Origin of the sequence: Pontibacter kalidii, from assembly GCF_026278245.1 — a bacterium.
Taxonomy (GTDB): Bacteria; Bacteroidota; Bacteroidia; order Cytophagales; family Hymenobacteraceae; genus Pontibacter; species Pontibacter kalidii.
The window spans coordinates 3,246,449-3,258,994 of the sequence record NZ_CP111079.1 but is presented as its reverse complement, the minus strand read 5'-3'; the positions used below and the strand labels follow the sequence as shown (position 1 = coordinate 3,258,994).

General features: G+C 53.3%; 14 protein-coding genes. 5 read left to right on the top strand and 9 right to left on the bottom strand.

What is annotated here, in order from left to right:
• Positions 1–38 precede the first annotated feature (38 nt).
• The 7 genes from OH144_RS13605 to OH144_RS13575 form a co-directional block, all read right to left on the bottom strand.
• The gene (locus tag OH144_RS13605) at positions 39–470 is read right to left on the bottom strand and encodes a response regulator (RefSeq protein WP_266202792.1); all 432 of its coding nucleotides are present in this window, start codon (positions 468–470) and stop codon (positions 39–41) included.
• A 368-nt stretch (positions 471–838) separates the two neighbouring features.
• The gene (locus tag OH144_RS13600; protein ID WP_266202791.1) at positions 839–1,375 is read right to left on the bottom strand and encodes a hypothetical protein; all 537 of its coding nucleotides are present in this window, start codon (positions 1,373–1,375) and stop codon (positions 839–841) included.
• A 116-nt stretch (positions 1,376–1,491) separates the two neighbouring features.
• On the bottom strand, positions 1,492–2,166 hold the full coding sequence (locus OH144_RS13595; protein ID WP_266202790.1) for a fasciclin domain-containing protein: 675 nt from the start codon (positions 2,164–2,166) through the stop codon (positions 1,492–1,494).
• Between the two features lie 77 nt (positions 2,167–2,243).
• A complete protein-coding gene (locus OH144_RS13590; RefSeq protein WP_266202789.1) occupies positions 2,244–2,879 on the bottom strand; it encodes a fasciclin domain-containing protein in 636 nt (211 codons plus the stop codon).
• A 126-nt stretch (positions 2,880–3,005) separates the two neighbouring features.
• A complete protein-coding gene (locus OH144_RS13585) occupies positions 3,006–3,731 on the bottom strand; it encodes a fasciclin domain-containing protein (protein ID WP_266202788.1) in 726 nt (241 codons plus the stop codon).
• A 163-nt stretch (positions 3,732–3,894) separates the two neighbouring features.
• Positions 3,895–4,983, bottom strand: coding sequence for a S1C family serine protease (locus OH144_RS13580; protein WP_266202787.1), 1,089 nt, complete (start codon positions 4,981–4,983; stop codon positions 3,895–3,897).
• Between the two features lie 32 nt (positions 4,984–5,015).
• The gene (locus tag OH144_RS13575; protein WP_266202786.1) at positions 5,016–5,588 is read right to left on the bottom strand and encodes an RNA polymerase sigma factor; all 573 of its coding nucleotides are present in this window, start codon (positions 5,586–5,588) and stop codon (positions 5,016–5,018) included.
• Positions 5,589–5,734: 146 nt separating this feature from the next.
• On the opposite strand from OH144_RS13575, the gene OH144_RS13570 reads away from it, so the two are divergent.
• Positions 5,735–5,926: a hypothetical protein gene (locus OH144_RS13570; protein ID WP_266202785.1), complete on the top strand. Its 192-nt coding sequence runs from the start codon at positions 5,735–5,737 to the stop codon at positions 5,924–5,926.
• Between the two features lie 156 nt (positions 5,927–6,082).
• On the opposite strand, the gene OH144_RS13565 is transcribed toward OH144_RS13570, so the two are convergent.
• The gene (locus OH144_RS13565; protein WP_266202784.1) at positions 6,083–7,270 is read right to left on the bottom strand and encodes a proline dehydrogenase family protein; all 1,188 of its coding nucleotides are present in this window, start codon (positions 7,268–7,270) and stop codon (positions 6,083–6,085) included.
• A 227-nt stretch (positions 7,271–7,497) separates the two neighbouring features.
• Here OH144_RS13565 and OH144_RS13560 point away from each other — a divergent pair, with 227 nt between their 5' ends.
• The 4 genes from OH144_RS13560 (at position 7,498) to OH144_RS13545 (ending at position 11,534) form a co-directional block, all read left to right on the top strand.
• Positions 7,498–8,586 carry a bifunctional 3-deoxy-7-phosphoheptulonate synthase/chorismate mutase type II gene (locus OH144_RS13560; RefSeq protein WP_266206343.1) on the top strand — a complete coding sequence of 363 codons (1,089 nt, stop codon included), beginning with the start codon at positions 7,498–7,500 and terminating at the stop codon, positions 8,584–8,586.
• A gap of 155 nt (positions 8,587–8,741) precedes the next feature.
• A complete protein-coding gene (gene aroB / locus OH144_RS13555; protein ID WP_266202783.1) occupies positions 8,742–9,779 on the top strand; it encodes a 3-dehydroquinate synthase in 1,038 nt (345 codons plus the stop codon).
• Positions 9,776–11,005, top strand: a complete 1,230-nt coding sequence (locus OH144_RS13550; protein ID WP_266202782.1) for a 3-phosphoshikimate 1-carboxyvinyltransferase — start codon at positions 9,776–9,778, stop codon at positions 11,003–11,005. Before aroB ends, OH144_RS13550 begins: the two co-directional genes overlap by 4 nt.
• 7 nt (positions 11,006–11,012) lie before the next feature.
• Positions 11,013–11,534 (top strand): hypothetical protein, encoded by a 522-nt coding sequence (locus OH144_RS13545; RefSeq protein WP_266202781.1) that lies wholly within the window; start codon positions 11,013–11,015, stop codon positions 11,532–11,534.
• 8 nt (positions 11,535–11,542) lie between these two features.
• On the opposite strand, the gene rhuM is transcribed toward OH144_RS13545, so the two are convergent.
• Positions 11,543–12,538 (bottom strand): RhuM family protein, encoded by a 996-nt coding sequence (gene rhuM / locus OH144_RS13540; RefSeq protein WP_266202780.1) that lies wholly within the window; start codon positions 12,536–12,538, stop codon positions 11,543–11,545.
• Positions 12,539–12,546 lie beyond the last annotated feature (8 nt).

The following is a 12,546-nucleotide window of genomic DNA, read 5'->3' as shown; positions in this document are numbered from 1 at the left end:
TTAGGATATGATATTGTTATACCCTACTGCATACGAAACTATGGCAAATTGTTTTCTGCGCGGGTGCTGTCCTGGAGCGCAAGTATATTGTGAAGTGTCGGGAGAGACAGCGGCTTGGTGATAAACCCTACCACCACCTCATACTTGCGCGCGCGCTGCAGGTGGTCCTGCTCGTCGTAGGAGGTGAACATGGAGATAAACGTCTTGTGCCGCTCGTTGTACCCCAAGGCATAGTAGCGGTCCAGGAAATCGAAGCCGTCCATAGAGGGCATGCTAATGTCGAGCAGGATGAGGTCGGGAAAGGCGGTTTCCTCCATGGTTTCGGCAGCCCGCAGGAAGTCGAGCGCCTCCGGAACGCTTTGGCAGGTAGATACCAGGCTGCTCACATCGGCATCCTCTAATATGATCTGAGAGAATAGACTGTTGATCTGGTCATCATCTATAATAAGAATGTGTTGTAACTTATACATAAGGGTTCTTACTGCTTATAGGGTGTAGCTGTGTGCACTCGCTTTAAGTCTTCTATGAAAGTAAGGAGGCGAGCCTTGGGTAAGGCCTGCCATGGTTTTTACATTTTGTGTTATAACGACAATCTTAGACCTTATTGTATACTTTTAGGCCCAGACAAACTTTTTTAATTCCTATTTACATCAATGGTAGGTATTTTATACTTTAAGCCAAACCACTTTGTACTATCAAAAGTAATTAATATTATACATATAAAATATGTAAAGTTGTGTATAGTGTGTGGTGCTGGGAGGAGGAAACGCAAAAGCGCCGGGCGCCGCCTGTACTTGGCAGCGCCCGGCGCTTACTATTTGTGAGGTGCGGTTACCTGTTAATAATAGATATGCTCTCCTCTGTTGCTCTGGAAATGCGTTTCAAAGTAACGAACATCCTCCGGATTGTGCGGCTTGAAGCCCAGCACGATGTTACCCTCTTTTACACCAGTCTCATATACCTTGGCTCTCTCCTCAGGTATACCGGCTCCGATCAACGCACCGATCAGGCCACCTGTCAGGCCGCCGGCACCAGCGCCAGCCAGACCAGCCGCCAACGGACCGGCCACCACCAGGCCAAGGCCCGGAATCGCCACGGAGGTACCAATGGCTGCCACGGCACCTATAATAGCACCCAGGGTACCACCAATAGCCGATCCGGCACCGGTGCCCTCCAGCGACTTGTTACCAAGCTCTGTTGTGTCATCCTTGTCCTCTCCTGAGAAGTGGCGCTTTCTGCCCTCCTCGGACATCACCACGTTTATTTCGTCTTTATCATAGCCGCGTGCACGTAGTTCGTCGTAGGCGCGCTCTGCACTCTCTCTGTCTCTAAACATTGCGGTCATCATGCCCGCTTTATCAGTTCTGTCTACCATAGCTTTTTTAGTTTTGGTTTATTTGTTCAAGTATTGCCGGCAGCTACTTAAATGCATTTGCCGGCGTGGTTATTCTTAACGGGTAAGGGCCGCCTATAGTTACGAAGTGTCGCTTGCTACTCTTGTTCTGCAGGTGGGGCAAGTACCTTATCCACAATGTGTACAATGCCGTTGGAGGCTTGAATATCTGATTTTAGAACTGTGGCGTTCCCTACCTTAAGCGTGCCGCCGTTCCGGGTGGCGATCACCTCTTCGCCATAAGCTGTCATCATAGGCATATTGTCCTGCATCTCATCTGTGGTGATGCGGTTCGGTAGTACGTGCGACTGTATGATTCTTTGCAGTTCAAGTTGGTTGCCTGGCTGTTTAAGGACTTCTACCGTACCGGCTGGCAAGGCATCAAAGGCAGCATTGGTAGGGGCAAACACCGTGTAGGGGGCGGGGCTCTCCAGTATGGTGACCATGTCGGCTGCCTTTATCAGTTCCAGGAAGGTAGACAACTCGGGTGTCTGCTGTGCCAGTGCTACAATACTTGGCCGGCGGCCAATCGGATTATCGGCCGAAACGACATCTTTGGGGTTGCCTTCCACCGACATGTCTGTGTCTGGGTCCATAGGGGCCTGTGACCCGGAGGTGTTATCCCTTACAGCCTGCTCCTCCACAGGTGAGTCTACGGTGTTGCCTCCGGCGCTCACGGTGCTATCCATGGTGGCAGAAGTATCGGTACTGGCACAGCCCAAAGTGCCGAAGGAGGCGGCCAGGAGGGCTGCAAATATCTTAAGTGTTCTCATGTTCTATACAAGTTGGTTCATCTCTTTTACCCGATGCAGCGGCAAAATGTTAAGAAGGTTAGGCAGGCGGGCATGTGCTATTGATCTGCCCTAACACCTTCGGCGGTACGGAGCACCTTGTCCACTACGTGCAGCACGCCGTTCGATGCCCTGATGTCTGGCCGTACGATAGTTGCCTCGCCAACGGTAACCGTATGATCATCTGTGCTAACAGTGATGTATTCGCCACCGCTCGTTTCTATACTCTGATTGTTGCTCAGGCCTAGGGAGCTGGTTTCCCGCAATAGCAAGTGGGCCTGCAGCAGCCTGATCAGCCGGGCCTTGTGCTCTGGCTTCATCAGCATGTTAACCGAGTCCTGGGGCCAGCTGGAGAATGCCTGGTTCGTGGGGGCAAGCAACGTCAGGCTTTTCTCCGCCATCAGCGCATCGGTCAGCTCTGCCTGGTCCAGCAGGGTGGAGAAGGTGGAGAGGTTCGGATCCATTGCCGCCAGTTCGGCCAACGTGTACTGTGCCGTGTTCCCCACCTCAGCGAACATCCGGCTATAGTCAATCTCCGTTGTGTCCGGCTCAGCCTCCGCTGCCGCCTGGCCGCCCATGGTCTCGGTCTGGGTGACGGCGACCGCACTGTCTGTACTTGCGGTAGGAGCGCAGCCAGTAAGGCTTGTTGCCGTTAGGGTAATAACTGCCAGGTGGTGCAGAAAGGTACTTTTCATGGTTGATGCTCTTTTGAGGGTGAGGCATGCACGCAAGGTTTTTTATGCACGCGATGCCTATAAATAGAGAAGGCTCCCTTATACGTATAAGAGAGCCTTCGGTGTGGTTATTACGCCAAAGCAGCGTTAGTACCCGATAGGGGAGTCGTCCTGTGCGTCTTTGGGAAGTATAACGCTGTCGATCACGTGGATCATGCCGTTAGAGGCTTCTATGTTGGTTTTCACCAGCTGCGCGCCACCGACACGGATGTTGGTGTTATTCACGCCTACCTCAACCGGAAGGTATGAATCCTCGCCTACCTCAATTTGGGTGTTGTTCTGGAACTGCAGCGATGAAACCTCGTTTGGTAATATGTGGGCCTGCAGTATGGCTTTTAGAAGGGCCTGGTTCTCAGAGAGCACAAGCGCCTCCAGCTTCTCCTTCGGTAGCTTGGCGAAGGCCTCGTTCGTTGGGGCAAGCAGGGTGAACTCCTCTAAGCGATCCAGGTCGTTATTAATGCCTGACTGCTCTACCAGTGTTACAAAGGTAGAAAGGTTCGGCTCCATTCTTGCCAACTCAAGGGCATCGTACTGCTCAGTGTCCTCCACGCTCTCGAACATCTGGTCGATCTCAGTTGTGTTCTCCATCACCAGGGTAGTGACATCAAGAGTGGCTACAGGGGTTACTGCCACTACAGACTCTTCCACTACTACTGTCTCAGGGTCATCGCCGGCCATGGTCTGTGTCTCACTCATGGTCATGTCATCGTCCATAGCGGTAGTGTCGTTCGTTGCGTCATTAGAGCTCGCGCAGCCAAAGCCAAATAGCATGGTGGCAGCAAGAGCCATCGGTATAATCGTTCTCTTTTTCATAGCTTTTCAGATTTTAAAATAGTTGCTCATCAAAATGAGTAATAATTCCAACTATAATAATATAACTGATAAGCGCTGAAAATGTTGAGGTTAGGCGTTTATTTTTATACCCCTATACTTAGTTAGAGTGCAACTGAACCAGAGGGTTATAGCCTCTTACTAATTAATTATACACCTTCACTATAAATATGTAGTCTTTTAGTTTTTTCAGCTGCTGAGGCCTGCTTTGGGCGGAAAGTGCATTATTTTTTGGTAACGCTACTGGCTGCACCTGGCCGGCGCTTGCCAGCTCCTCAATCAACTGCAGCAGGTAAGCTGATTTAATGGCGAAGGCCGCACCTTCCTGCCCCGCCTGCTTGCCACTGATCACGCCGATCAGGTTGCCCTTATCATCCAGCAGCGGACCGCCGCTGTTGCCGGGGTTAAGCGGAATGGAGATCTGGTAGGCTGTTGTATCGCCCTCAAAGCCGGAGGCAGAGCTCAGTGAGCCTTCGCCAAACACGATGTCCTCGCGCGGGTAGCCCAGCGTAAACACACGCTCGCCCAGCTCGCTCTCAATATCCTTGAAGGTATAAGGCAGTTTGCCGAAGCCCTCAAAGTTTTCGTCTGCTATTTTCAGTATAGAGAGGTCGTGTATCTCATCGCGGTAGACTTCGCTCACCTTATACTTCAGGCCGGCCTTATTTTCGATCATGATAGAATCGGCGCCCTCTACTACGTGCGAGCTGGTCACCACATACCCATCGGCGGAGATAGCGAAGCCGGTGCCACTAAAGGTGGCTGGGCGCGGGGGCGCGGGCTTGCTGGCATCGTTAATGCCATTTATGATGGCGGTCTGGGCTTTTTTCAGGCGCTCCACCTCACGGCGTAACTCCACATAACGGGCTGTCTGTTGCTTTACCGGCGCCTTCATCTGCTGCACGCTCCAGAGCGTGCCGAACACCGAGAGCAGGGAAACACTGGCGGCCACGGCAATTGTCTGCTTCTGGCGGTTCCAGTATACTTTCCAGCGGTTCGGGGTGTTGGCCTGCTGTCCGGCCTCCATCTCATGGTGGAGGAGGTTAAGCTGCTGGCGCAGGTGCTGGCGCTTGCCATAGCCTTTCAAGGCCTGCAGCATTTGCCGGTGCTCACGTACCTGCTCTGCCAAGCGTACATCAGCACGCAGCAAGGCCTCAAAGCCAGCCTTCTCCTCAGCGGTCATCTGGCCGTTCAGGTAGCGTTCAATCTCTTCGTATGCGCGGTACTCTAACATCTTAGTCTTCTCCCAGAAAAGTGTTTACCTGGTTATACTTCAGGTTTATAGGTAGCAAAAAATATCTTCTTCAGGCGCTGCAGGCATTTATACTTCTGGTTCTTGGCTGTATCGGTGTTGGTGTAGCCAAACTTATCGGTAATGTCCTGCATGTTCTGCATGCGTATATAATAGTCCTCAATCAGGCTGCGGCACGGCTCCCCGAGCTGCTCCAGGGCATCGCCCATCACTCCGAACTGCCTTTCCTGCTCCTCATGGCGCTGGGTGTCCTCCTCCACGGGCACGAAGTTGTCGGTCTCGTCGAGTTTGGTGGCATAGCGGCCTTTCTCCGCCAGGCGCTTCAGCCAGAGCCTTCGGCATACCGAATACAGGTAGGTCTTGATCTGGCAGGTCAGTTCCAGGCTATTGTCCCGTATCTTCTCATAGAACACGATAACGCCTTCCTGGTAAATGTCCTTGGCCTCGTCATCGGTTCCGCTGTTGCTCAAAATAAAGTGAGAGATCATCGGGAAGTATAGTTTGTACAGGTAAGCCAGCGCTCTCTCGTCGCTGCGCCGGATGCCTTCGATCACCGCCTCATCCGTCTCATACAAACTCTTCTTCATTCCAGTCAAATTTTAATACGCTTAGGGGCGCTTTGTAACCCATCGAAAAAATATTTTTAAAAAATTTCAGAAGGCAGGGTTACCTCTGCCGGTTTTGGGTATGAAGATCAAAATCGAAACCAAAACACTTAATCACAAACACAAAAATGAAAAATTTATTCAAATTCGCTATCGTAGCTCTTGCTCTTGTTACTTTCACTGCTTGCAACGAAGAAGCAACTACTGAAACTGAAGCTGTAGAGACTGAGGTTGTAGAAGAGACTCCAGTTGTTGAGGAAGAAGTAGTAGTAGAAGATGATTCTGCTGCTGTTGAGGCTGACTCTACTGTAATCGAGTAGTTGTAGCAGGAACTACGGCGAATAGCTTATAGTTCTGAAACACACGACGGGCCTTGTGCAACTTGCGCAAGGCCCGTCGCTTTTTAAGGCCAACCGATACGTACTTCTTCTTTTAGACAGGAATGCCGGCTTATACGTTAGCCGGCATTCCTGTTTTTATTTCCTCGCTTTCTTACGGCGCTCAATCTCGCTTTTGATCAGGCTAAACTCGCGACTGCTCTGGCCGGCTATGGCGGTGTTCTCGTTGGCGCGGCGCAGCAGGTAAGGCATCACCTCCACCACCGGGCCGTAAGGCACATACTTGGCTACGTTGTAGCCGGCATTCGCCAGGTTGTAGGAGAGGTTGTCGCTCATGCCGTAGAGCTGGGCAAAGTATACGCGCGGGTCGTTGGGGGCAATGTTGTGCTCCTCCATCAGTTCCATCAGCAGGTAACAGCTGGCCTCGTTATGCGTGCCGTTGCAGAAGGCAATGCGGTCAATATGTTTCACGCAGAAACGCAGGCCCTTGTCGAACAATTTATCCGTGGCCTCTTTTGTCGGGTTGATCGGGCTCGGGTAACCTTCCTGGGCGGCGCGTCTGCGCTCTTTCTCCATATAGGCGCCGCGCACCAGCTTGGCGCCCAGGTAGTAGCCCCCCTTGATGGCATTCTCATGGTCTCGCTGCAGCACATCCAGCCTGTCGTGGCGGTAGAGTTGGTAGGTATTGTAGATGTTGGCCTTCTCCTTGTTGTAGAGCTCCATCATCTCGAGGGTCAGGTTGTCGATCGTGTCCTGTATCCAGCTTTCCTCTGCATCGATGAACACGCGCACATCGCGCTCGTAGCAGTGCCTGCAGATGGCATTCACGCGGTCACGGCCGCGCTCAAAGGCCGCCCGCTCGCTGGCCGAGAGCTCCTGCCTCTTCTGTACCTTTTCCAGTAGGTTAATGTCTATCAGGCCAGTGATCTTGAACACCGAGAAAGGGATGTTCTTGTTGCGGTGCGCCTTCTCGATGGTGTGCAGCAGCTCGTCGCGGGTGGCGTCAAAGCTTTTCTCATCGCCTTCGCCCTCCACCGAATAATCCAGGATGGTGCCGATGTTGTACTTGCCCAGCTCCTGTATGGCACGTTCCGACTCCTCAATGGTCTCGCCGCCGCAGAAGTGGTTAAAGATGGTCGGCTTGATGACGAATTTAACCGGCAGGTGCAGGTTCAGGGCCGTGGTGAGCAAGGCGCCGCCGGCCTTCACAAAGGTGTTGCTGTTCATGGCCTTAAACAGCAGGAACATTTTATATAACTCAGCGTCGGATTTGGATGAAAAGGCGACCGCTGTGTCGTCGAAAGAGACTTTGGAAATCAGGTTCATGTAAGGTTGTATTAGCGGTGCAAAGATAGTGCTTCGGACCTAGCACACAACCATAAACAACGGCTGCAAGCGCTAAATTTATACGTTGCCGAAAGTATAAACCATGGCCGCCACTTTGCTGTTTCGTTTGGAGGGCGCCGCGGTGCGGGCACATGAGCTTAGTTTATACTTTGGCGACTGCCGTTTTTGCACCACAACGGCTACCTTTGTAACAACACATGCAATTGATGAAGTTTAATCCGACACAGTCATTTTTCGCGGGGCTGCGGCAAGGCCAGGGGCACCCGCTGGTGATCGCCGGCCCGTGCAGCGCCGAGAGCGAGGAGCAGGTCATGCAGACGGCCGGGGCGCTAAAGCAGTTGGGCATCCATTTGTTCCGGGCTGGTATCTGGAAGCCGCGCACGCGTCCGGGCAGCTTTGAGGGCGTGGGTACGCAGGGGCTAGCCTGGCTGCACCGCGTGAGGCGCGAGCTGGGCATGAAGGTAGCTACCGAGGTAGCCACCGCCCGCCACGTGGAGGAGGCGCTGAAGCAGGAGATCGACGTGCTCTGGATTGGTGCCCGCACCACCGTGAACCCCTTTGCCGTGCAGGACATTGCCGATGCGCTGCGGGGCGTGGATATCCCGGTGATGGTGAAGAACCCGGTGAACCCGGACTTGGCCCTGTGGATCGGGGCCATTGAGCGGATTTATCATGCGGGCGTGACCGACCTGGCGGCCATCCACCGTGGCTTTTCGTCTTACCAGAAACTCAAGTATAGAAACGCGCCGGTGTGGCAGATACCCATCGAGCTGAAGGCCCGCTACCAGAACCTGCCGGTTATCGTGGACCCCAGCCACATTGGGGGCAAGCGCGAGCTAATCTTCCCGGTGTCGCAGAAGGCGCTGGATCTGGGGTATGATGGCGTGATGATCGAGACGCACCTGAACCCTGAAAAGGCGCTGAGCGATGCGGAGCAGCAGGTAACCCCTGAGGGGCTGAAAGCCATACTAGCCAAACTGCAGGTGCGCAAAACCAATTACGATGACGCCGAGCTGGTAAACCGGGCCGAGGAGCTGCGCCTGCAGATCGACGCTGCCGATCACGACGTTATTGCTGCGCTGGCACGCCGCATGGCGCTGGTAGAGCAAATTGGCGTATACAAGAAGCAGAACAATGTGCAGGTGCTGCAGCTGGAGCGCTGGATGGAGATTTTTAGAACCCGCGGCGAATGGGCCGAGGATGCTGGCCTCCACCCCGCATTCATTGAGGAACTCTACAAGCTGATCCACGTGGAATCTATCCGCAAACAAACCCAGATTTTAGATGGGGTTTAACGCCGGAGTTGCTATATTGCCGGCTTGCGAATGTTTAATTTAAATGGGGGAGGGCTAAATTGCTGGATGGTTAAATGGTTGGTTCCTGATCGCCAAAACTGAGTGGCGACTTATACTTGCAACTCTCCAACTCCCAAACTTTATAACTCTCGAGGATGACTGAATCCATACATATTGGCAGGGATGCGCTTCAGCAGCTGCCGGAGCTGCTGAAGAACCGGGCGTTCAGCAAGGTGGCGGTGCTGGTGGATGAGCACACGCTGCACCACTGCTATCCCATCCTAAAGCCATACCTGCCTGAGCACGACATCATCCAGATCCAAAGCGGGGAGGAACATAAAACCCTGCAGACCTGTGAGCACATCTGGCAGCGCATGACGGAGCTGAACCTGGACCGCTGGTCGGTGCTGGTGAATTTGGGCGGCGGCGTGATCGGCGATATGGGGGGCTTCTGCGCGGCCGTGTTTAAGCGCGGCATCTTCTTCGTGCAGGTGCCTACCACCTTGCTGGCGCAGGTAGATGCCAGCGTGGGCGGCAAAACCGGCATCGATTTCCACGGACTCAAAAACCATATCGGGGTGTACCAGGAGCCGCAGGCGGTGTTCATCAACCCGGCTTTCCTGCAGACGCTGCCGCAGCGCGAGGTAAAGTCCGGCTACGCAGAGATTGTAAAGCATTGGCTGATTGCCGACGCCGATGCTTTTATGGAGCAGCGCCACATCGGCCTGTTCACGGAAGATTGGGAAGGCTTGATCCGCCACTCTGTCAATATAAAGTCCAGGGTAGTGGAGCAGGACCCGCTGGAGGGCGGCCTGCGCAAGATCCTGAACTTTGGCCATACCGTGGGCCACGCCGTGGAGAGCTATTTACTGGAGCAACCGGAGCGAGCCCTGCTGCACGGCGAGGCGGTGGCGGTGGGCATGCTCTGCGAGGCCTGGATCAGCAAAAAATATGAGCTGCTCTCTTCCGAAGAGCTGGATAAGATCGAGACTTTCTTGGCGACCATTTATGAGAAGGTAAAGCTCACGGAACAGGATATCCAACAAATAGCCCTGCTCGCCCTGCAGGACAAGAAAAACACCCGCTCCACCATCAACTGCACCCTGCTGCAAGGCATTGGCAAGACTGTATACGACCAGCCCATCACGGTGCAGGAAATTGTTGAATCACTACGCTACTATACCTTACTATGAGCCAAAGCCTCACCCTTTACCACCCTACCGGCATACTGACCGGAAGTATAAAACTACCTGCCTCTAAGAGCGAAGCCAACCGTGCCCTCATAATCGCCGCCTTGTCGGGGCAGGAGTCGCAGCTGCACAACCTCTCCGAAGCCAACGACACGCAACTGCTCCAGCGCCTGCTAAAGAGCGATGCCGAAACCATAGACGCCGAAGATGCCGGCACTGTCATGCGTTTCCTGACAGCCTACTACGCCGTAACAGGTCAACAGAAAACCCTGACAGGCACCGAGCGCATGTGCCAGCGCCCGATAAAGATTCTGGTGGAGGCGCTACGGGAACTGGGGGCAAGTATAGCATACCTGGGGGAGGAGGGATACCCGCCCCTGAAGCTAAATGGCTTTAAGGGCAGCGGCCAAAAATACCTGAAAGTGCGCAGCGACATCAGCAGCCAGTATATCTCGGCTTTGCTGATGATCGCGCCTTTGCTGCCAGAGGGGCTGGAGCTGGAGCTGGAGGGCAAGATCGGCTCACGGCCCTACATCGAGATGACGCTCTCGCTGATGCAGCACTTTGGCGTAACAGCCGATTTCTCCGGAAACACCATCACCGTGAAGCCGCAGAAGTATAAATCCGCAGCGTTTACCGTGGAGTCTGACTGGTCGGCTTCAAGCTACTGGTACAGTTTAGTGGCGCTTGCCCAGGAGGCAGACATCACGCTGCTGGGCCTCAAGGAGCAATCGTTCCAGGGCGATCGCGCCATTGTGGATATCATGTACCGCCTGGGAGTATATACCGAGTTTATTGAAGGCGGCGTAAGGCTGCTGAAGAAAGAGCACGAGCACCATATTTCCCTCGACTTCTCCGACTGCCCGGACCTTGCCCAAACAGTGGTAGCCCTGTGCGCCGGCATGGGGATAGCGGTTGACATGACGGGGCTGGAGAGCCTGCGCATCAAGGAGACGGACCGTATCCAGGCGCTGCAGATAGAAGTCCTGAGCCTGAACGCATCGCTGCAGGAGGTAACGCCGGGCGTGTTTCACCTGAAGCCGGGCATTCTGCAGAAGAAAGAGCTGTCGTTCCGCACTTACCAGGATCACCGTATGGCCATGGCCTTTGCCCCGCTGGCCCTGCTGCAGCCCGTGGAGATACAGGAGCCAAGTGTGGTGCGCAAGTCATATCCCCGCTTCTGGGAGGACCTGGAGAAGGTGGGCTTTGAGATAAAGTATAAAGCATAGAGAGCCCGTGCAGGAGCGGAAATTATACGGAGACGCCAGGCTGATAGAGCAGCTTCTGAGCAACATGCAGCTGATGGAAGAGGCGGCAGGCGGCTTGGCGGCTGTGTATAAGGATGCTGCTGGCAGGTTCTGGATGAAGTGCTACACCACCGCTGGCGAGCAACGTGGTGGGGGCTACGAGCTGCTGATCAGACTGCCTTTACCTTCTACAAAAGAACTGATTACCGTTGCGGTGGCGTCTCCTTTCGAAGACGAGGCCGTAACGGCTATCATGCGCCTGCTGGAAGAAGAAGCGGTGGAGCAGAAGGATTTCAGGGAAACGTTGGTTCAGCGGCTCGAAGGGCTGAGCCTGGGAAGTATAAGTTTTGAGAAAAAGCAGCGGCTCCGAAAAACCATCACCCTCACCTCGCTGGCAGACCCGATGAACAGGCGGGAGGTGCTGGGAAAAACAGCTGAGGAGGTGCAGGCAGACAAGGCATACTTTGAGGCTGTGTCGGAAAGGGCGCGGCAGGTGCTGCGGAAATTGTAGCGGGTTAGTTAGTTCTGTTGGTTGATGAGGTTCACGATTACCTTTACCATCATATCCTTTTCCGAAGGGTTACTTTCTGCTATCAGCAGTGTAAGGGCAACAAGCGCATTATCGGCAATTCGTTTCCGGCCCTCTGCATCGTAGAGCAGCTGGTTTTTCTCCATAAACCACACAAACAGGAAAGCCGCAATTCGTTTATTGCCATCTGAAAAGGAGTGGTTCTTGACGACAAAGTATAGCAGGTTAGCCGCTTTTTCCTCGGTCGAAGGATATAAATCTTCTCCATCGAAAGACTGATAAATGGTGTTGATCGAGCTTTGAAAGCTTTGGTCTTTCTCCCGCCCAAATAGCTCAGAGCCCCCAAACTTTTCTTTTAGCGTTCGGATGGCTGCCATGGCGCTCCTATAGGTGATCCTGAAAAGCTCCTGCCTATGTGTGCCCGTAATAGTCAGACGTTGATGGTCGTAATCGTCCAGCACATCAAGGGCATACGTGTAGTCGCTGATAACCTGTAGCAAGCCTGCACTTTCATCGCTGGTCAATTCTTTTCGCTGCATCACGTTCTGCAGCAGCTTCACCGTTTGCTTCAGGTCGTTATACTTCTGAGCCTGCTCCCGCAGCCGCTTTTCATTTAAGGTATAACCCTCTACCAGGTGCGTGCGCAGCACGTTGGTAGCCCAAATCCTGAATTGGGTGCCGCGTTTTGAGTTAACCCTGTAGCCCACTGAGATGATCACGTCTAGGTTATAGTAGTCTACTTGGTAAGTTTTGCCATCAGATGCAGTTGTTGCAAATTTTGCAACAACTGCATCACGAATTAGCTCTTCTAACTGAAAAATATTCTTTAGATGCCGAGACATAACAGACTTATCTCTTCCAAATAACTCAGAAAGCTGGTTTAGCGTCAGCCATACTGTTTCCTGTTGGAGTGTAACATCAATAGCGGCCTGCCCAGCCTCTGTTTCATAGATGAAAATTTCACCAATGCCTGTTCCTTCTTCCATAAAGCTGT